The 19,758-nt window shown below is 60.6% G+C and carries 12 protein-coding genes and 3 pseudogenes; 6 read left to right on the top strand and 9 right to left on the bottom strand.

From position 1 onward, the window contains the following. Window positions 1–31: 31 nt before the first annotated feature. From ACLH0I_RS16285 to ACLH0I_RS16260, 6 genes and pseudogenes are all read right to left on the bottom strand, one after another. Window positions 32–862 carry a carbohydrate ABC transporter permease gene (locus ACLH0I_RS16285; RefSeq protein ID WP_411384766.1) on the bottom strand — a complete coding sequence of 277 codons (831 nt, stop codon included), beginning with the start codon at window positions 860–862 and terminating at the stop codon, window positions 32–34. Between the two features lie 10 nt (window positions 863–872). Beyond that, window positions 873–1,804, bottom strand: a pseudogene (locus ACLH0I_RS16280) (carbohydrate ABC transporter permease). A 155-nt stretch (window positions 1,805–1,959) separates the two neighbouring features. Beyond that, the gene (locus tag ACLH0I_RS16275; RefSeq protein ID WP_411384765.1) at window positions 1,960–3,270 is read right to left on the bottom strand and encodes an ABC transporter substrate-binding protein; all 1,311 of its coding nucleotides are present in this window, start codon (window positions 3,268–3,270) and stop codon (window positions 1,960–1,962) included. Between the two features lie 297 nt (window positions 3,271–3,567). Continuing rightward, window positions 3,568–4,473 carry an AraC family transcriptional regulator gene (locus ACLH0I_RS16270; RefSeq protein ID WP_186709372.1) on the bottom strand — a complete coding sequence of 302 codons (906 nt, stop codon included), beginning with the start codon at window positions 4,471–4,473 and terminating at the stop codon, window positions 3,568–3,570. A 70-nt stretch (window positions 4,474–4,543) separates the two neighbouring features. Next, a complete protein-coding gene (locus ACLH0I_RS16265; protein WP_411384764.1) occupies window positions 4,544–5,836 on the bottom strand; it encodes a glycosyltransferase in 1,293 nt (430 codons plus the stop codon). A 77-nt stretch (window positions 5,837–5,913) separates the two neighbouring features. Then, on the bottom strand, window positions 5,914–6,285 hold the full coding sequence (locus ACLH0I_RS16260) for a response regulator (protein ID WP_250963582.1): 372 nt from the start codon (window positions 6,283–6,285) through the stop codon (window positions 5,914–5,916). 261 nt (window positions 6,286–6,546) lie between these two features. Between ACLH0I_RS16260 and ACLH0I_RS16255 the strand changes: the two genes are divergently transcribed. Genes ACLH0I_RS16255 through ACLH0I_RS16235 form a run of 5 tightly spaced genes read left to right on the top strand, consistent with a single transcriptional unit; the run spans window position 6,547 to window position 13,084 of the window. Continuing rightward, entirely contained in the window at window positions 6,547–10,029 is a 3,483-nt protein-coding gene (locus tag ACLH0I_RS16255) for a response regulator (RefSeq protein WP_411384763.1), read from the top strand. Further along, window positions 10,029–10,844 carry a CheR family methyltransferase gene (locus tag ACLH0I_RS16250; RefSeq protein ID WP_186709366.1) on the top strand — a complete coding sequence of 272 codons (816 nt, stop codon included), beginning with the start codon at window positions 10,029–10,031 and terminating at the stop codon, window positions 10,842–10,844. The genes ACLH0I_RS16255 and ACLH0I_RS16250 overlap by 1 nt, the downstream gene beginning before the upstream one ends. Further along, window positions 10,841–11,428: a chemotaxis protein CheB gene (locus tag ACLH0I_RS16245; RefSeq protein WP_250963584.1), complete on the top strand. Its 588-nt coding sequence runs from the start codon at window positions 10,841–10,843 to the stop codon at window positions 11,426–11,428. The genes ACLH0I_RS16250 and ACLH0I_RS16245 overlap by 4 nt, the downstream gene beginning before the upstream one ends. Before the next feature lie 5 nt (window positions 11,429–11,433). Continuing rightward, complete coding sequence (locus ACLH0I_RS16240) at window positions 11,434–12,714, top strand: ATP-binding protein (protein WP_411384762.1); 1,281 nt, start codon at window positions 11,434–11,436, stop codon at window positions 12,712–12,714. Next, window positions 12,707–13,084 carry a response regulator gene (locus ACLH0I_RS16235; RefSeq protein ID WP_250963586.1) on the top strand — a complete coding sequence of 126 codons (378 nt, stop codon included), beginning with the start codon at window positions 12,707–12,709 and terminating at the stop codon, window positions 13,082–13,084. The genes ACLH0I_RS16240 and ACLH0I_RS16235 overlap by 8 nt, the downstream gene beginning before the upstream one ends. A 205-nt stretch (window positions 13,085–13,289) precedes the next feature. On the opposite strand, the gene ACLH0I_RS16230 is transcribed toward ACLH0I_RS16235, so the two are convergent. From ACLH0I_RS16230 to ACLH0I_RS16220, 3 genes and pseudogenes are all read right to left on the bottom strand, one after another. Beyond that, entirely contained in the window at window positions 13,290–14,960 is a 1,671-nt protein-coding gene (locus ACLH0I_RS16230; RefSeq protein ID WP_411384761.1) for a response regulator, read from the bottom strand. Beyond that, entirely contained in the window at window positions 14,957–16,459 is a 1,503-nt protein-coding gene (locus ACLH0I_RS16225; protein WP_411384760.1) for an ATPase domain-containing protein, read from the bottom strand. Before ACLH0I_RS16225 ends, ACLH0I_RS16230 begins: the two co-directional genes overlap by 4 nt. Before the next feature lie 332 nt (window positions 16,460–16,791). Continuing rightward, a pseudogene (locus ACLH0I_RS16220) lies at window positions 16,792–17,848 on the bottom strand (tetratricopeptide repeat protein). Window positions 17,849–18,078: 230 nt separating this feature from the next. Between ACLH0I_RS16220 and ACLH0I_RS16215 the strand changes: the two are divergent. After that, window positions 18,079–19,608: pseudogene (locus ACLH0I_RS16215) on the top strand (IS3 family transposase). The last annotated feature ends 150 nt before the right edge of the window (window positions 19,609–19,758 follow it).

Raw genomic sequence — 19,758 nt, 5'->3', positions numbered from 1 at the left:
GCCTCCACTTCTGATTATTGTGTAGGGCGCGTTACTTCACCGCGCCGAAGGACAAACCACGCACCAGCTGTTTCTGGCTGATCCAGCCAAAAATCAGGATCGGCGCGCAGGCCAGGGTCGAGACGGCCGACAATTTGGCCCAGAACAAACCTTCCGGGCTGGAATAGGAGGCGATCAGCGCTGTCAGCGGGGCGGCCTTGGAGGAGGTGAGGTTCAGCGACCAGAACGCCTCGTTCCAGCACAGGATCAGCGACAGCAACACGGTGGACGCCAGGCCGCCCTTGGCGATCGGCAGCAGCACGCGGACCATTTCCTGCCAGAGCGTGGCGCCATCCAAACGTGCCGCTTCGAGGATGTCGCGAGGGATGTCCTTGAAGTAGGTGTAGATCATCCAAACCACGATAGGCAGGTTGATCAAGGTGTAGATAATGACCAGCGCGATCCGCGTGTCCAGCAGGCCAAATTGCTTGGCCAGCAGGTAGATCGGCATCAGCACACCCACCGGTGGCAGCATTTTGGTGGAGAGCATCCACAGCAGCGTGCCTTTGGTGCGCTGGGTTTCATAGAACGCCATGGAGTAGGCCGCCGGCACCGCGATCAGCAGGCAAAGGGCGGTGGCGCTGAAGGAAATCACCACCGAGTTCCAGGCGAAGCTGAAGTAATTGCTGCGCTCGTTGATGTGCAGGTAATTCTCCAGGGTCGGCGCGAAGATGAACTGCGGCGGCGTGGCGAACGCGTCGATTTCGGTCTTGAAGCTGGTCAGCACCATCCAGAAGATCGGAAAGAAGATCAGGATCGCGATGGCCCAGGCCAGCGTGCCCAGCAACAGGCTTTGCAGGCGACGGGATTGTTGAAGAGTCATGGCGACGGCCTCAATGCTTGTCGGTGAGGTTTTTGCCGATCATCCGGACCAGGATGATGGCGGCGATGTTGGCAATGACCACGGCAATCAGGCCACCGGCCGACGCCATGCCGACGTCGAACTGCACCAGCGCCTGGTTGTAGATCAGGTACGCCAGGTTGGTGGAGGCGTAGCCGGGGCCACCGTTGGTGGTGGTGAAGATCTCGGCGAACACCGACAACAGGAAAATTGTCTCGATCATCAGCACCACGGCAATCGGCCGGGCCAGGTGCGGCAGGGTCAGGTGCCAGAAGATCGCGATGGGGCCGGCACCGTCCAGGCGGGCGGCTTCTTTCTGTTCCTGGTCCAGCGACTGCATGGCCGTCATCAGGATCAATATCGCGAAGGGCAGCCATTGCCAGCTGACGATGATAATGATCGACAACAGCGGGTAATGGGCCAGCCAATCCACCGGCTGGGCGCCGAACAGCTTCCACACCGAGGCGAGGATGCCCGACACGGGGTGGAAGATCAGGTTTTTCCAGATCAGCGCACCGACCGTGGGCATGATGAAGAACGGCGAGATCAGCAGCACACGGACGATGCCGCGACCGAAAAACTCACTGGCCTCCAGCAGCGCGCTGATCAATACCCCGAGGACAATGCTGATCAACAGCACGCTGCCCACCAGCAGCAGGGTATTGGTGGCGCCGGGCATGAACCCCGAGTCGGTCAGGAAATAGGTGAAGTTCTCCAGCCCGACGAATTCGTTTTCGCCGGGGTAGAGCAGGTTGTAGCGGATCATCGAGAAGTAGACGGTCATGCCCAGCGGCACGATCATCCACAGCAGCAACAAGGCCACCGAAGGGCTGACCAGGAACCAGCCGGGGTTGGCCAGGCGGATCTTGCGCACCGGCGGCGGAGCGATCTCGATGGGGGCTTTGGCGGTTGTAGTTGAGCTATTCATGGCATTGAACCGATTTTTGCGGGGCCTACAGAAATCCCCTATGGGAGCGGGCTTGCTCGCGAATAGGGAGGCACATCCAACATCAATGTGACTGACAGATCGCTTTCGCGAGCAAGCCCGCTCCCACAAAAGGGCAGAGCGGCGACGTGGGTTACTTGGGATACCCAGCGCGTTTCATCTCGCGTTCGGTGGTGGACTGCGCGGCGGTCAACGCCTGGTCCACGGTCTGCTGGCCGGTCAGCGCGCCCGAGAAGAACTTGCCCACCTGGGTGCCGATGGCCTGGAATTCGGGGATGGTCACCAACTGAATGCCGATGTAGGGCACAGGCTTGAGGGTAGGGGCTTTCGGGTCGGCGACTTTCAACGATTCCAGCGTCACTTTGGCAAACGGCGCGGCCTTCATGTATTCGTCGCTGTAGGTCGAAGTGCGGGTGCCCGGTGGTACGTTGGCAATGCCGTCGGTCTTGGCGACCAATTGGTTGTACTCCTTGGACGTTGCCCAAGTGGTAAAGACCTTGGCCGCGTCCTTGGCTTTGGAGCTGGTCGGGATGGCCAGGGACCAGGAGTACATCCACGAGGTGCCTTTGTCGGTTTTTTCGTGGGGGGCGAAGGTGAATCCGACGTGATCGGCCACCTTGCTCTGGGTCTTGTCGGTCACGAACGAGCCGGCGACGCTGGCATCCACCCAGATGGCGCACTTGCCGCTGTTGAACAGCGCCAGGTTTTCGTTGAAACCGTTACTGGAAGCACCCGGCGGGCCGGATTTCTTCATGTTGTCGACGTAGAAGTTCAGGGCATCCTTCCACTCCGGCCCGTTGAACTGCGGCTGCCACTTCTCATCGAACCAGCGCGCGCCAAAGCCGTTGGCCAGGGTCGTGACCAGCGCCATGTTCTCGCCCCACCCGGCCTTGCCCCGCAGGCACAGGCCATATTGCTCCTTGGATTTGTCGGTGAGCTTTTGCGCGAATTCACCGATCTGGGTCCAGGTCGGGTGTTCGGGCATGGTCAGCCCGGCGTTCTTGAACAGGTCCGTGCGGTAATAGGTGATCGAGCTTTCGGCGTAGAACGGCAGGGCGTACAGCGAGCCCTTGACCGACAAGCCGTCGCGCACGGAAGGGAAGACGTCATCGAGGTCGTAGGAGGCCGGCAGGTCTTTCATCGGCTCCAGCCACCCCTTGGCGCCCCAGAGTGCGGCTTCGTACATGCCAATGGTCAGTACGTCGAACTGTCCGCCTTGGGTGGCGATGTCGGTAGTCAGGCGTTGGCGCAGCACGTTTTCTTCAAGCACCACCCAATTGAGCTTGATGTCCGGATGCTCGGCCTCGAACGTTTTCGAGAGCTTTTGCATGCGGATCATGTCGCTGTTGTTGACGGTGGCAATGGTGAGGGTCTCTGCGCCGAAGCTGACGCTGCTGAGGGTCATGCAGGTGGAGACAAGCAGAACTTTTACCGAAGGTTTCATCGCGCACTCCTTTTCCGCGCCCGAAGGCTGCAGAAGGACAGTTATTGTTTTTGTGTCTTCCGGATGAAGGGAAGAATGTGCGCTGATTACAGCCTTCTATGGACGGCGTGACAAATCATCCGTCGCACTTTGACTGATACTTTTTTGCACTGAAGAGGGAGTGAGGCGAGCAAGGAGCTTGTGGCGAGGGAGCTTGCTCCCGCTGGGGCGCGCAGCGGCCCTGTCTTTTGGGGCTGCTGCGCAGCCCAGCGGGAGCAAGCTCCCTCGCCACAGAGGCGGTGTGTCAGGGCAAAAAGGTCAGCCCTGATTCTGCTCGGTCAACCGCTGCACCGCCAGCCGCCGGTAGTGGGACGGGGTCATGCCCTTGAGCTGCTGGAAGCGCCGGTTGAAGTTGGAGATGTTGTTGAAGCCCGATTCAAAGCACACGTCCGTCACCGGTTTGTCGCCGTCGGCCAGCAGCTCGCAGGATTTGCTGATGCGCAGGCGATTGACGAATTCGATGAAGCAGCGGCCAGTGGCCTGTTTGAACACCCGGCTGAAATAGGTGGGCTTCATGCCCAGGTGCTCGGCGACTTCTTCCAGGGGCAGTTCCCGGGCGTAATGGGCAAAGATGTAGTCCACCGCACGGTTGGTGCGGTCGATGCTGTGCTCGTCCGCCGTTTGCGGGGCGTTCGTGCCGGACAGCAGTTGGTAGTCATCCGTGGCGGCCAGCAGCTCCATCAGGATGAAAAAGTGCCCCAGGCGGCTCATGCCCTGGGAATCGGCGATGCGCTGCATCAGGGTCATGGCCTGGCGGATGGTGCGCTTGCAACGGAACTCGATGCCGTATTGGGCGCGTTCGAGCAACGGCGCGACCGTCTTGAGCTCGGCGAATACCTGATGGCCGCTTTCGAACAACTCGTCGGTGAAGTTCACCAGCATGTCGCGCTTGGGCACCACTTCGTCCTCGGCCACCTGGCTGATCCAGTTGTGGGGCAGGTTGGGGCCGGTGAGAAACAACGACTGGGGGTAGAAGTTGCCGATGTAGTCGCCAATGAACACCTTGCCGGAACTGGCGACGATCAGGTGCAGCTCGTATTCCTTGTGGAAATGCCAACGCACCAGCGGGCAGGGGAAACCATGCTGGCGGTAGATGATGGACAGCCCGTTATGGTCGTCCATCAACTCGTAGGAGGGGTCGGTGACTCTGGCTGTTCGGGTCATGGGCCTGGCGCTTTTATTATTATCGCCGCTGAATAATGCCCCCTTCGCCAGACAGGTGCCACCCTGGTGTCTAACCGTTGCGGTTTTTTTCTTCGATCCACTGGGACATGTATTGGGTGCTTTTGTGCTGGTGGTGACGCAGCATGCTGCCGGTGAAATTGTCCCGGCGTCGTTGCGCCAGGTTCGCCCGGCAAGCGTTGAGGCTGTCGATCAGCGCTGGCCCATGGACCTGTCGCCGATAGCGGCTCGCCAACAGCGACAGGCCTGCGTCCCGAGCCTGAGCCCAGCGCTCCGGGTCGCTGTACAAGTGCACGGCCTCGCGGGCGATGGCTTCGGCACTCTGGGCAATCGCCCCGGGCCAGGGCAGGTCGCCGTGCATGGCTTCGGCCCCCACGGGCGTGGTGACGTTGGGGGTGCCGCAGAGCATGGCGTCGATCAGCTTGCCTTTGATACCCGCGCCGAAACGTAATGGTGCCAGGCAGATGCGTGCGGCCGACATGACCTGCAAGGCGTCTTCGGCCCAGTTCATGATGTGAAAGCCTTGGGCCGGGTTGTGCAGCGCGGCGGCCTTCGGCGGGGTATAGGCGCCGTACAGGTGCAGTTGCGCGCCGGGGAGGTGTTGGCGGATCAGCGGCCAGATGGCGTTTTTCATCCAGAGCACGGCGTCCCAGTTCGGCGCGTGGCGGAAGTTGCCGATGCTGAGGAAATGCGCCCGCTCCTCGAACGGCACAAACGGTTGGCTGGGCAGTTCCAGCATCAACGGGCACCAATGCAGCAGGTTGCGGGGCAGCTTGAAGTGTTCCACCAACAGTTCGATTTCAACCTCGGACACCATCAGGTTGAGGTCGCAGCGGTACAGGGCGGCGATTTCCCGCTTGGCCAGGTCGGTATCGGCCATTCGTTGGAATTCCTCGTCCAGGGCCGGGGCGAAGAGGTCGCTGAAATTTTCGCTCGCGTCATCGCGCTTCAGGCGCTCCTTCAGGCGCTGATGCCGGGCGTGGCGCAGGCTTTGCAGATCGGAGGTCTCCAGCACCCGCAGGGCACCGGGGCAGTGCTTCTCGACCCGCCAGCCGAACTGTTCTTCCATCATGAACTGGTCGAACAGCACGATGTCGGGCGCAAGTTCCTGAATGAACGCGTCGAAGCTGATGTTATTGAGTTCGATGGGCACTTCGCGGATGCCCAGCGCGACCAGGTCGGCACGCTGCTCGCCGGGGCCGGCCGGGCTGCTGAAGGTGATGTCCCAGCCTTCGCCAAGGAAGGTGTCGAGGATCTGCATGACGTGCCCACTGGCAGCCGATGAGCGAGGCTCGGGCCAGACATAGCCGATAACCAGGACCTTGGTGGCGGTGGGGTGGTGCATGAGCGGGGAGTTCCTTGGTGCGAATCAGACGCCATCGGCGCGCGGGGCGCCGATAGTGACCAAGAATGCGTTCCGGCTCAAGAAAGAATGCGTTTGACCTTGTCCCGCAACTGATCGATGGAGAAGGGCTTGCCAATTACCGACATGCCTTCAGGTACATCGATGCTTTCGGCATAACCGCTGGCAAACAGCACCGGCAGTTGCGGCCGAACGAGTCGAGCCTGCTTGGCCAGTTCCCGTCCGTCCATTACCGGCAGGCCGACGTCGGTCATTATCAGGGCGATGTCCTGTTGGTCGTCGTTCAAAAACGCCAGCGCCTGCTCACAACCGTCCGCTTCCAGCACCCGATACTCCAATTCCTCCAGCACATCGACGATCAACATCCGCACGATGTCGTCATCTTCGACTACCAGGATGGTGGACTGGGTGGCGGCATTGGCGGTGGACATAGATACATTCTCGAAAGATGGAAACGGGAGGGAGTATGAAAAGAAACGGCCTCATTCATGAGTAAGTGCCAAGGCAGCACAAGTTCCCTGGGTTGTACAAGAAAGGATCTATAGTACAAGAGCTGACAAGGATAGTCGCTTCCTTGCTACAAGGCAGGCCGTCGCGGGATCTGCGCCTTTGACTCGTCAGAAAATGTGGATCCAAGCGCGGTTTTTCGGGCAAACTCCACGGTTTTCAACTGTCCACCAAGGCCCTTTTCCATGACTCCTTCGTCTTCGGTTGACGAACAAAGTTTTCGCAAACTCCTGAGCCGCAATATCAGCCTGCCGCTGGGCATGGGCGCGCTCAGCGCGGTGTTTTTCATCATCCTGATCACGTACCTGCTGTCGGTGATCCAATGGGTCGGCCACACCGACAGGGTGATCAATAACGCCAACGAAGCGCTCAAGCTGAGCGTGGACCTGGAAACCGGCATGCGCGGCTACCTGTTGAGTGGCGACGAGCATTTCCTCGACCCCTACGAAGTGGCCAAGCCACGGATCGCCGTGGCGCTGGACACTTTGCTGGAATTGACAGCCGACAACCCCGTCCAGGTCGACCGCCTGCACAAGATCCAGGCACTCCAGACCGAGTGGTCCAATTACGCCCAGGGCATGATCGACCTGCAGCGCAGCAGCGGCGATTACCGGGGCGCGGTGAAGGCCGGGCGCGGTAAGCGTCTGACTGACGAAATTCGTCAGTCCTTCGAAGAGGTCGTCGAGACCGAGCAGCAGTTGCGTGCGGCGCGTAACCTGGATGTGCGCACCACGACCGTCTGGAGCATTGCCCTTTACCTGTTGTTTGTCGCGGGTGTCAGCGGACTGCTGGCCTACGTCGGTCGCCGGGACCTGTTGAACCTGTCCGAGAGCTACAGCGCCAGCCTGAAAGTCCAGCAGCGCAGCGCTTTGCACCTGGAGAAGCAAGCCTGGCTGCGTAATGGCCAGACGCAACTGGCCGAACAAGTCCTGGGACAACTGTCGCTGAACCTGCTGGGTCGCAACATCCTGCAGTTCTGCGCGAAATACCTGGACGTCGCTGTCGCGGCACTTTATGTGCGGGAAGAGAACGGTGTCCTCCGGCGCGTCGCCGCCTACGGCCTGTCCCGGGAGGACGAAGAACAACAGCAGGTGATCGTCGCCGGTGAAGGCATCGCGGGCCAGGCCGTGCAACAGGGGCGCCTCATCCGCCTGGACGACGTGCCGGACGACTACCTGAAAGTCAGCTCCGGCTTGGGGCAGGGCCTGCCCAACAGCGTGTTGGTGGTGCCGACAAGTGACGATGACCGGATCAACGGTGTCGTCGAACTGGGGTTCCTGCGGCCATTGACCGAGCGAGACGTCGAGCTGCTGGAGCTGATCGCCGGCAATATCGGCACCTCCATCGAGGCCGCCCGTTATCGTCAACGCTTGCAGGAAGTGCTGGCCGAAACCCAGCAGTTGAACGAGGAACTGCAAGTCCAGCAGGAAGAACTCAAGACCGCCAATGAAGAGCTGGAAGAACAGTCGCGCATCCTCAAGGAATCCCAGGCCCACCTGGAAGCCCAGCAACAGGAGCTGGAGCAGACCAATGAGCAATTGGCCGAGCAACGCGACGCCATGGACCAGAAGAACAGCGAGCTGAACCTGGCCCAGATCCAATTGCAGGAGCGCGCCGAAGAGCTGCAGCGTTCGAGCAAGTATAAATCCGAATTCCTGGCCAACATGTCCCACGAGCTGCGCACGCCGCTCAACAGCTCGCTGATCCTGTCCAAGCTGCTGGCGGAGAATCCGCAACAAAACCTCAGCGAAGAGCAGGTCAAGTTTGCCGAGTCGATCTACTCCGCCGGCAACGACCTGCTGAACCTGATCAACGACATTCTCGACATCTCCAAGGTCGAGGCCGGAAAACTGGAAGTGCGCCCGGAAAACACCAGCGTGCAGCGTCTGGTGGATGGGTTGCGGGATATGTTCGAGCCGTTGGCGGCTGACAAGGGCCTGAGTTTCGAGGTGCACGTGCAGCCTGATGCGCCGGCGATGCTCTACACCGACCGCCAGCGCTTGGAACAGGTGATCAAGAACCTGCTGTCCAACGCTGTGAAGTTCACCGAGCAAGGCGCTGTCAGCCTGTCCGTGGCCGGTCAGCCGGGCTCGGGCATTGCATTCATGGTGCGCGACTCTGGAATCGGGATCGCCGCCGACCAGCAGCAAAGCATCTTCGAAGCGTTCCGCCAGGCCGATGGCACCACCAACCGTCGCTACGGCGGCACGGGCCTGGGCTTGTCGATTTCCCGGGACCTGGCCACGCTGCTGGGCGGCTCGATCTCGGTTTCCAGCGAGCCGGGGCAGGGCAGCGTCTTTACCCTGGTATTGCCGGAACGTTACGTCGAGCCCGGGGACACGCCGCTGGAGCCGATGACCTTCACCCCGACGGCCACCGCGCCAGCGCCCGTTGCACCCAAGGCCGCACCCGCGCCGCTGATCGCCGAGGTGGACACGCCGATTGCCCGATTCGCCGACGACCGCGACAAGGCACCGTTCGAAACCCGCTGCATCCTGGTGATCGAGGACGAGCCCAAGTTTGCCCGGATCCTGTTCGACCTGGCCCATGAACTCGGTTACCAGTGCCTGGTGGCCCACGGTGCCGACGAAGGCTTCGACCTGGCGTTGCAACTGGCCCCCGACGCGATCCTGCTGGACATGCGCCTGCCGGACCATTCCGGGCTGACGGTGCTGCAGCGGCTCAAGGAGCAGGCCCAAACCCGGCACATCCCGGTGCACGTGATTTCCGTCGAAGACCGGGTCGAAGCCGCCATGCACATGGGCGCCATCGGTTATGCCGTCAAGCCGACCACCCGCGAAGAACTCAAGGACGTGTTCGCCCGCCTGGAGGCCAAGCTGACCCAGAAGGTCAAGCGGGTGCTGCTGGTGGAGGACGATGACCTGCAACGCGACAGCATCACTCGCCTGATCGGCGACGATGACATCGAGATCACCGCCGTTGGCCTGGCCCAGCAAGCCCTGGACCTGCTACGGACCAATGTCTACGACTGCATGATCATCGACCTCAAGTTGCCGGACATGCTCGGCAACGACCTGCTCAAGCGCATGTCCAGCGAAGACATCTGTTCGTTCCCGCCGGTGATCGTCTACACCGGGCGCAACCTGACCCGGGATGAAGAAGCCGAACTGCGCAAGTATTCCCGCTCGATCATCATCAAGGGCGCCCGTTCGCCAGAGCGCTTGCTGGACGAAGTGACACTCTTTCTGCACAAAGTCGAATCCCGGTTGTCCCATGAACGGCAGCGGATGCTCAAGACCGCCCGCAGCCGCGACAAGGTGTTCGAAGGCCGCAAGGTGCTGCTGGTGGATGACGATGTGCGCAACATCTTTGCCCTGACCAGCGCGCTGGAGGCGAAAGGAGCGATCGTGGTCATCGGCCGCAATGGTTTGGAGGCGATCGATCGCCTGAATGAGTTCGACGACATCGACCTGGTGCTGATGGATGTGATGATGCCGGAAATGGATGGTTTCGAAGCCACCGCGCTGATCCGCAAGGACCCGCGCTGGCGCAAGCTGCCCATCATCGCCGTGACGGCCAAGGCCATGAAGGATGATCAGGAGCGCTGCCTGGCGGCGGGTTCCAACGACTACCTGGCCAAGCCGATCGATCTGGATCGTCTGTTCTCGCTGATTCGCGTGTGGTTGCCGAATATGGAAAGAATTTAGTGGACCGTGACACTGACATTGAATTGCGTTTGTTGATCGAAGCGATCTACCTCAAGTACAGCTACGATTTTCGCGATTATTCCGGCGCTTCCATCAAGCGCCGGGTCCACCATGCGCTGAGCCAGTTCGAATGCAAGACCATTTCAGCCTTGCAGGAGCGCGTATTGCATGACCCGGGCGCCTTCATGCAGTTGTTGCAACTGCTGACGATCCCTGTCAGCGAGATGTTTCGCGACCCCTCGCATTTCCTGGCGATCCGCGAGGAAATCGTGCCGCTGCTCAGGACCTACCCTTCGATCAAGATCTGGATCGCCGGTTGCAGCACGGGGGAGGAGGTCTACTCCATGGCGATCCTGCTGCGCGAAGAAGGCCTGCTGGACCGCACGTTCATCTACGCCACCGACATCAACCCGCGCTCGCTGGAAAAAGCCAAGCAGGGCATTTTCTCCCTGGACAGCGTGCGCACTTATACCCAGAACTACCAGAACGCCGGAGGACGGCGGTCATTTGCCGATTACTACACCGCCGCCTACGATTATGCGATGTTCGACAAAACCCTGTGCGAGAACGTGACCTTTGCCGATCACAGCCTGGCGACTGACAGCGTTTTCTCAGAAACTCAATTAATTTCATGCCGCAATGTATTGATATATTTCAATAAAAAATTGCAAGATCGTGCGTTTGGACTGTTCCATGAGTCCCTCTGTCACCGTGGTTTCCTGGTGTTGGGCAGTAAGGAAACATTGGATTTTTCGGCTTACGGCCATCGATTCGAGCCGTTGGTCAAACAGGAACGGATCTATCGCAAGTTATGAACCAGACGAAGGACAGATCCAGGCCACCCATCGAAGCCATTGTCGTCGGCGCTTCGGCCGGCGGTGTCGAAGCATTGCTCAGGGTGTTCGGACACCTGCGCAAAGGTTTTGCCGTGCCCGTCCTGGTGGTGTTGCATTTGCCGGATGAGCGTGACAGCCAGTTGGCCTCTGTGTTTGGCCATCGTCTGGCGGTGCCGGTAGAAGAAGCCCGGGACAAGCAGGACATCGCCCCGGGCACCTTGTATGTCGCCACGCCCGGCTATCACTTGTCGGTCGAGGCCGACCGCAGCCTGTCGTTGAGCCTGGAGGCCCCCGTACACCATTCGCGACCGTCCATCGATGTGCTGTTCGAATCGGCCGCCGATGTCTACGGCGAGACGTTGCTGGCCGTGGTGCTGACCGGTGCCAACGACGATGGCGCCCGCGGCCTGGCGAGGGTCAAGGCCCTGGGCGGGATCACGGTGGTCCAGGATCCCGTGGAAGCCCAGGTCTCGACCATGCCTGAAGCGGCGCTGGCCCTGCACGAGCCCGACCATATCCTTACTTTGCAAGGCATCGGCCAGTTGCTGGCCGGGCTGGAATGAACCACATGCCAAGAGATATTCAAGCCAAACTGCTGATCGTCGACGATCTGCCTGAGAATCTGTTGGCCCTGGAAGCGTTGATCAGGGGAGACGACCGCGAGGTCTTCAAGGCCCTGTCGGCGGACGAAGCGCTGTCCCTGCTGCTGCAACACGACTTCGCCCTGGCCATCATCGATGTGCAGATGCCGGAGATGAACGGTTTCGGGCTGGCCGAGCTGATGCGCGGCACGGAAAAAACCCGCAGCATCCCGATCATTTTCGTCAGCGCCGCCGGGCGTGAGCGCAACTATGCCTTCACCGGTTATGAAAACGGCGCGGTGGACTTCCTGCACAAGCCGCTGGACACCCAGGCCGTCAAGAGCAAGGTCAATGTGTTCGTCGAGCTGTATCGCCAACGAAAGGCCATGAAGGAACAAGTCGTGGCCCTGGAACAGAGTCGTCGCGAGCAGGAGATCCTGTTGCAGCAGCTCGAGGCCACCCGTGGCGAGCTGGAACAGGCGGTGCGCATGCGAGACGACTTCATGTCCATCGTCGCCCACGAGGTGCGCACGCCCCTCAATGGCCTCATCCTCGAGACCCAACTGCGCAAGATGCACCTGGCCCGGGACAATGCCGCCGCCTTCAGCCTGGACAAGGTGCGCGCGATGGTCGAGCGCGACGAGCGCCAGATCAAGAGCCTGATCCGGCTGATCGAGGACATGCTGGATGTGTCGCGGATTCGAACCGGCAAGCTGTCGATCCGGCCGACCCGCTTCAATTTGACGGCATTGGTGGAAAACCTGCTGCGCAACTTCCAGCCGCAGATCGCCGTGGCCGAGTGCTCGTTGACGTGCATGGTCGAGCCGGCGGTGGAGGGGCTTTGGGACGAGTTTCGCATCGAGCAGGTGGTCTCGAACCTGTTGACCAATGCGCTGCGCTACGGCGGCAAGGGGCCGATCGAAGTGCGCGTCTACAAGACCTCCGATCACGCCTGCATTGAGGTCCAGGACCACGGCATCGGCATCAGCGAGGAGAACCAGAAACGTATCTTCCAGCAGTTCGAGCGCGTATCGTCCAAGGCCGCCGCCTCGGGGCTCGGGCTGGGGCTGTTCATTTCCGAGCAGATCGTCACGGCCCATGGCGGGACGATCACGGTGGACAGTCGGCTCAATGAGGGGGCGTTGTTTCGTGTTTGCCTGCCCTTGCAGAAAACTGTCTTGGACAAAACCGCCGAACAGACGCAACCTCTGAGAGACCCCAAGGTCGTATCAGCAGCTATTGATCGAACAAAGGCTTCTCATGAGTGAAGATGCGCAAGATGTTGTATTGATCGTCGAGGATGACCCGTCGATCCTGATGGTGCTGTCGGCCTACCTGTCGGGCGAGGGATACCGGGTGCTGCAAGCCGAAAGCGGCGCCCAGGCGTTCGAGATCCTGGCGAGCAAGCCGCATCTGGACATGATGATTACCGACTTCCGCCTGCCGGGCGGTATCTCTGGGGTGCAGATTGCCGAACCCGCAGTCAAGTTGCGCCCCGAGCTGAAGGTGATTTTCATCAGTGGCTACGCGCAGGAAGTGCGCGACACCGAGAGCCCGATTACACGCAAGGCGCCGATCCTGGAAAAGCCGTTCGACCTGGATGAACTGCAACGCATCATGCAGTTGATGTTGTCGTAGGCAGGAGACATCCCGGCAGATCAGGCGACCCCCCTGTGGCGAGGGAGCTTGCTCCCGCTGGGGTGCGGAGCGCCCCCAAAACCCGACACCTCGATGTCTCAGGTTCATTGAGTCGACCTTATTGGGGGCTGCTTCGCACCCCAGCGGGAGCAAGCTCCCTCACCACAATGTGTGCAATGCCCTAGCTCAAACAGAGCCCATCACCTCAAGCCTGGATCATCTCCCGCACCTTCGCCGTCAACAAGTCAAACGTGAACGGCTTGGTGATCATCTGCATCCCTGGGTCAAGGAAGCCGCCGCGCACCGCCGCATGCTCGGCGTAGCCGGTGATGAACAGCACCCGCAGGTCCGGGCGGACCTGCCGGCCGATCTCCGCCAGTTGCCGACCATTCATGCCGGGCAGGCCAACGTCGCTGATCAGCAGGTCGATGCGCTGGCTTGACTGGAGGATCGGCAACGCGCCGTTGGCGTCGGCCGCTTCCACAAAGGCATAGCCCAATTCGCTTAATACCGCGCTCACCAACACCCGCACCGCCGGATCGTCCTCGACGATCAGCACGGTCTCGCCATCCTGCGCATACGGCGCGTGCTGGGTGGCAACCTGGGGCTCGTGGATTTCTTCACCGACGAAGCGTGGCAGGTAGAGGTTCACGGTGGTGCCTTTGTCGACTTCGCTGTCGATGGTCACGTGGCCACGGGATTGCTTGCTGAAGCCATAGATCATCGACAGGCCCAGCCCGGTGCCCTGGCCGATCGGCTTGGTGGTGAAGAACGGGTCGAAAGCGCGACTGATCACCGCTTCGGGCATGCCGCAACCGGTGTCCTGCACACTCAGCACCACATAGTCGCCGGACGCGAGGTTGGGGTAGGCCTCGGTGAAGTCGGCATCCAAGTGCCGATTGCGAGTCTGCACCACCAGGTTGCCGCCGTTGGGCATGGCATCCCTGGCGTTGAGCACCAGGTTGAGCAGGGCGCTTTCCAGTTGGTTGGGATCGGCTTCGGCGACCCAGAGTTGTTCGTCCAGTTGCATGTCCAGGCGAATGCTTTCGTTGAGGCTGCGCTGCAACAATTCGCCCATGGACAGCACCAGGGTATTCATCTGGACCGCCTTGGAGTCCAGCGATTGCCGCCGGGAGAACGCCAGCAGGCGATGGGTCAGGCCGGCGGCGCGGTTGGCCGAGGTCACGCCCAGGTCGATCAGGCTGTCCAGGTCCTCGGTACGGCCCCGGGCCAGGCGACGGCGCAACAGTTCGAGACTGCCGATGATCCCGGTGAGCATGTTGTTGAAGTCGTGGGCGATGCCGCCGGTGAGCTGGCCGACCGCTTCCATCTTCTGCGACTGACGCAGGGCTTCTTCGTTGTGGCGCAACTGGGCGGTACGCTCTTCCACCTGCTGTTCGAGGGTTTCGAGGGTGGTTTGCAGGCGCAGTTCGCTGTTGCTGAGGTCGATCAGGCGATCGCGGGCTTCGTACTGCCTTCGACGCCCACGCAGGGCGGTGGTGACCAGGCTGATCAGCGTAACGGGGTGGAAAGGACGCTCGAGGAACGTCACGTTGCCTAACTGCATGCCGATCCGCGCCGCCGGGTTCTGTTCCGGCCCACCGTGATGGGTCAGCAAGACAATGGGCAGGTCGGACCAGGCGGGCTGCTGCTCGATTTGCAGGAACAGCGTTTCCAGGTCAGGCCCGACCAAGGCCTCCGACGAAATCACCAGCAGGCCGGCACCGCTTTCCAGCTCTTCGCATAAATGACCCAGGTGGCGACAGATGAGGCCGGCAAAGCCGGCTTCATTGAGGATCATCAGGGCAATCTGGCTGTCCCGTCCCAGCGGCGCGAGAATCAGCGCCCGCTCGGACAGGGGCTCGGCCAGCGTCACCGGTGTTCATCCTTGAGCAGCGGATTGCTCTCGCCCATGTAGGTGGGAACCCCGCGCAAGACACCCTGGAATGCCTCCAGTGGTTCGCCAATGGTCATGCCTTGGCCGCTGATGCGGTATTCACGGATGGTCGATTCGTGGCTGCCGGTGCGTTTCTTGATGATGGAAATCGCCCGGCGAACCTTGCCCAGTGCTTCGAAATAACGCAACAGAATCACCGTGTCGGCCAGGTAAGTAATGTCCACCGGGGCCTGCATGTCGCCGACCAGGCCATGCTGGGCGACAGTCATGAAGGTTGCCGCGCCCTTGCGGTTGAGATACAGCAACAGCTCATGCATGTGGAGCACCAGGGCGTTCTCTTCCGGCATGGCCGCCTGGTAGCCGTTGATGCTGTCGATGACCACGGTCTTGATGTCGCCTTCATCGACGCAGCGACGCACGCGGTGGGAGAACTCGCCAGGGGACAGCTCGGCGGCGTCCACCTGTTCGATCAGCAGGTTGCCGGTCTCCTGCAGGGCCCGCAGGTCGATGCCGATGTTCTTCATGCGCTCGAACAGCAAGCCCAGCTCCTCGTCGAAGATGAACAGCGCGGCCTTCTCGCCACGGTGCACGGCGGCCGCGGCAAAAATCAGGGAGATCAGCGATTTGCCGGTCCCCGCCGGGCCCAGGATCAACGTACTGGAGCCGGTTTCGATACCGCCGCCCAGCAGCAGGTCCATTTCGCCGATGCCGCTGGAGAGTTGTTGGCGCAGGTACTGGCCGCGGTGTTCGGCGGCCACCAGGCGCGGGAACACATGCACGCCGTCGCCCATGATGGTGAAGTCATGGAAACCGCCGCGGTATTTCTGCCCGCGATACTTGACCACCCGGACCCGCCGCCGTTCGGCGCCATAGTTGGGGGTCAGTTCTTCCAGGCGCACCACGCCGTGGGCAACGCTGTGCACGGTCTTGTCCAGGGATTCGGTGGTCAGGTCGTCGAGCAACAGGACGGTGGCGTCATAGCGCACGAAGTAATGCTTGATCGCCAGGATCTGGCGGCGGTAGCGCAGGGAGCTTTGCGCCAGCAGGCGGATCTCCGACAGGCTGTCGAGCACGACCCGGGTCGGCTTGACCCGTTCGACCACTTCGAAAATCTGCCGGGTCGCTTCGCCCAGCTCCAGGTCCGAGGAGTACAGCAAGCTCTGCTGGTGCTCGGCATTGAGCAGGCTTTCGGGCGGGGTCAGCTCGAAAATATGAATGTTCTCATCCAAGGTCCAGCCGTGGGAGGCCGCGCCCTGACGCAGTTCACGCTCGGTTTCCGAGAGCGTGATGTACAACGAGCGCTCGCCAGCCTTGGCGCCGGCCAACAGAAAATGCAGCGCGACCGTGGTCTTACCGGTCCCCGGTTCCCCTTCGAGCAGGAACACATGGCCGCGGGACAAACCACCGGAGAGGATATCGTCCAGTCCTTCGATGCCGGTGGCGGCTTTTGCACTGATCAACTCGTTAGATGTAGACAAAAATAGCCCTCTCATGACTAGGGAAGTAGGCAGCAGGCGGGGTAACGCCTGAAATCGACTGCCTGAATACTTGACCTTTGGCAGTGATGGCGGTTCCGCTTATCTCGACAAAACGCGGGGTACTGCACAACTTTCGGCATGCTACGAGGGCCTACAGACCCATGCCAGTCAGCTAAGCGAAATCAAGCCGAGCAGTCATCCTGTGGCGAGGGAGCTTGCTCCGCTGGGTCGCGAAGCGGCCCTGTTTTGGGGCTGCTGCGCAGCCCAGCGGAGCAAGCTCCCTCGCCACGGATTGTGTGTCTGCCCAAGGTTCCACTTAACGGCTAGTCCGCCTACAGACCCTGTTGCAGGGCCGGGTCATCGGGGTTCAGTTGTTCCAGTTGCGCCAACAGGATCTGAACGTTCTGCAACTGGCCGGTCTCCTTCCAATAGTTGATCAGCAACACCCGGGCCTTGCGGTCGGCGGGGTAGCGCTGGACGATTTCCTGCAGCTGTTTCTGCGCGGCTTCCACTTCCTGTTCGGCATGCAGGGTGGTTGCCAGGTCATAGCGGTAATGGCGGTTCTCGGGTTCCAGTTCCACGGCTTTTGCCAGGCCGAGCACGGCATACTCGCTCTGGCCGTGTTGCAGCAGCCACATGCCCAGCGCATGTTGCAGATAAGCCGACGCTGGCTGGGTTTGCAACTGTCGGGCGAGTAATTGTCGTGCGGCTTCGCCCTGGCCCTGTTTGTCCAGCACTTCGATCTGCATGACCAGCGCTGGCAGGTTGTCCGGTTGCAGGCGCAAGGCCTGCTCAAGGGCCAATTGGGCTTTCTTCAATTCGGCGTTGTGCAGGTGCAGCCGGGCGAGTTGGTAGTGGGAGTCAGCGGTTTTCGGGCCGTCTTCGAGCACCTGCTCCCAAGTGTCGATGGCGATCTGCATCGCGCCGAATACAAGCCGAGGTCATCTGGCGACAGGCCCAGCAGCGCGTTCACGGCGGCGAACCGGACGTTCGGATCGTCATCGTCCAGAAGCGGGCCGAGCAACAGGCTGCGCTGGCCCGTCGGCACCAGCCCGACGATGCTGCCAATGGCCGCCCGGCGCACGTCCGGCGACTCGCTGTGCAGGTCGGCGTCCGCCAGTTTCAGGGCTTGGGGGCTGGGGTAGTTGGGCAGTTCAGCGTGCAGCCACACACGGCGCTTGGCGAGAGATCCGGACGTCCCAGTTGCTGGTAAAGCATCCGCGCCGCCCCCGGCTGTCCGTTGCGGGCGCTTTCCAAGGCCTCGCTGTAGCCACGCTTGATCGCCTCAGGGATCTGCGGCGTGGTGCTGCGTAGCCACACCGCGACAAGACCGATCAACAACAGGACACAGAGGCTGAGGAGCAGATAGCGGCGGCGAGGCGAGGGCATGCAGGGAATCCATTACCAGAAGCGTGAAATGCCGCAAGCTTCGGTCAGGTGGCGGCTTGAGTCAAACCTTCTAACGGCAGTGATGAATCTGTGGAGCGAGCTTGCTCGCGATGGCATCGGATCAGTGAGGTAGATATTGACTGACACACTGCTATCGCGCCCCCGGTGTCAGGCTAGTTGTCGCCTCTCCAAATTCCTAAAAGCATTTCGGGGGCGGCAAGAGTATGGTCATGCCTTTCTATTCACCTGAACGTAAAGCCGCGTTGCTGAAAATGATGCTTCCGCCCCTTAGTCTCTCTGCAAAGAGGTCGCGCGTCGTGAGGGTTGCAGCGATTTTTCTCTTATCAATGGCGCAAACAAGCGGCTGCCCGAGGCTCACAATTGTCCGAAAAAAATCAACCGGTAGAGAACTGGTCAGCCGAGTCAAAACTGACAGCGGTCATCGAAACATCAGCACTATCGGAACTGGAAATGGGCGAATATTGCCGCCGAGTGGGCATTTTCCCTGAGCAGGTCGCCGCTTGGCGCAACGAGTTTATTGCTAACAGCACCCATCAGCCGACCGGTAGAAAAGCTGATGCCGCGCAAGTGCGAGGGACAAGAAACGCATCCAACAACTGGAACGCGAACTGCGCCGCAAAGATGCCGCTCTCGCTGAAACGGCGGCTCTGCTGGTGCTGCGAAAAAAGCTCAATGCCTACTGGGGAAGCGACGACGAGGACAACTGACCTTGTTGCCAGAACGGTATTTGCTCGTGGGCTGGCTCAACGAAGCCATCACGGCGGGCGCCCGTAGGGCGCCTGCTTGTCAGGAAGTTGGCATTTCGCTCAGGACGCTGCAACGCTGGAGTTTACCGTCCGAAATCCTCGCCGATGGCCGTACGACAACGATCAGGCCCATACCCGGTAATGCGCTCAGTGAACTGGAGCGCCAAACATCCTGGTACTGTGCAACAGCAAGGCCTATGCCCATCTGCCGCCAAGTCAGATCGTGCCGCAATTGGCAGACGAAGGGCGTTATCTCGCTTCGAAGGCCACCTTTTATCGGGTGCTCAAGGCTGCGGGCCAGCAGCAACACAGGTCACGAGCCAAGAGACCACAGCATCATGTGGCACCGACGACGTATGCCGCGACGTCGGCCAACCAGGTGTGGTCCTGGACATTACCTATCTGCCCACGCCGATTCGCGGGCAGTTTTACTATCTCTACTTGATCGAAGATATCTACAGCCGCAAAGCTGTGGGCTGGGAAGTCTACGAAGCAGAAAGCGGAGAAAAGGCGGCGGCACTGCTGCAACGAAGCGTGAATCAGGAGAAGTGCTGGCAGCAGCCGTTGGTGCTCCACTCGGATAATGGCGCGCCCATGAAGTCGGTGACACTGCTGTCCAAAATGTACGATTTGGGCATTACGCCTTCGCGAGGACGACCTCGCGTCAGCAACGACAACCCTTATTCCGAGTCGTTGTTCAGAACATTGAAATACTGTCCGCAGTGGCCCTTGGGCGGGTTTGACAGTCTGGATGATGCGCGTGTCTGGGTTCGGGATTTTATGGTCTGGTACAACACCGTGCATCGTCATAGCAGAATCCGCTTCGTCACGCCGGCCCAGCGTCATGAAGGCAAGGACAATGAAATCCTCGCCCGCCGTGACACTGTGTACAGATTAGCTAGAGCGAAAAAACCTGGACGGTGGTCAGGAGAAACACGTAACTGGAGGCCAGTCGGGACGGTGTATCTGAACCCTGAAGAGAGCTTACTGTGATCGCAAAAGTGGCATAACAAAACGGTGACGCGACAACTACCTTGAAAAACGCCGCGCGAGCAAGCTCGCTCCCACAAAGGGCCTTCCCACAGTGGACCCTGGGCGATAAATAAAAAAAGCCCCGCGTCCGAATGAGAAGCGGGGCAAAAA

The organism is Pseudomonas sp. MPB03 (genome assembly GCF_046605385.1).
In the GTDB taxonomy this organism is placed as follows: Bacteria; Pseudomonadota; Gammaproteobacteria; order Pseudomonadales; family Pseudomonadaceae; genus Aquipseudomonas; species Aquipseudomonas zanjanensis.
This window is presented reverse-complemented; position numbering and strand designations above follow the sequence as displayed.

Bases quoted from the DNA above. Each gene is read 5' to 3' on its own strand.
- ACLH0I_RS16285 (WP_411384766.1), bottom strand. From the start codon at position 862: ATGACTCTTCAACAATCCCGTCGCCTGCAAAGCCTGTTGCTGGGCACG.
- ACLH0I_RS16275 (WP_411384765.1), bottom strand. From the start codon at position 3,270: ATGAAACCTTCGGTAAAAGTTCTGCTTGTCTCCACCTGCATGACCCTC.
- ACLH0I_RS16270 (WP_186709372.1), bottom strand. From the start codon at position 4,473: ATGACCCGAACAGCCAGAGTCACCGACCCCTCCTACGAGTTGATGGAC.
- ACLH0I_RS16265 (WP_411384764.1), bottom strand. From the start codon at position 5,836: ATGCACCACCCCACCGCCACCAAGGTCCTGGTTATCGGCTATGTCTGG.
- ACLH0I_RS16260 (WP_250963582.1), bottom strand. From the start codon at position 6,285: ATGTCCACCGCCAATGCCGCCACCCAGTCCACCATCCTGGTAGTCGAA.
- ACLH0I_RS16255 (WP_411384763.1), top strand. From the start codon at position 6,547: ATGACTCCTTCGTCTTCGGTTGACGAACAAAGTTTTCGCAAACTCCTG.
- ACLH0I_RS16245 (WP_250963584.1), top strand. From the start codon at position 10,841: ATGAACCAGACGAAGGACAGATCCAGGCCACCCATCGAAGCCATTGTC.
- ACLH0I_RS16240 (WP_411384762.1), top strand. From the start codon at position 11,434: ATGCCAAGAGATATTCAAGCCAAACTGCTGATCGTCGACGATCTGCCT.
- ACLH0I_RS16235 (WP_250963586.1), top strand. From the start codon at position 12,707: ATGAGTGAAGATGCGCAAGATGTTGTATTGATCGTCGAGGATGACCCG.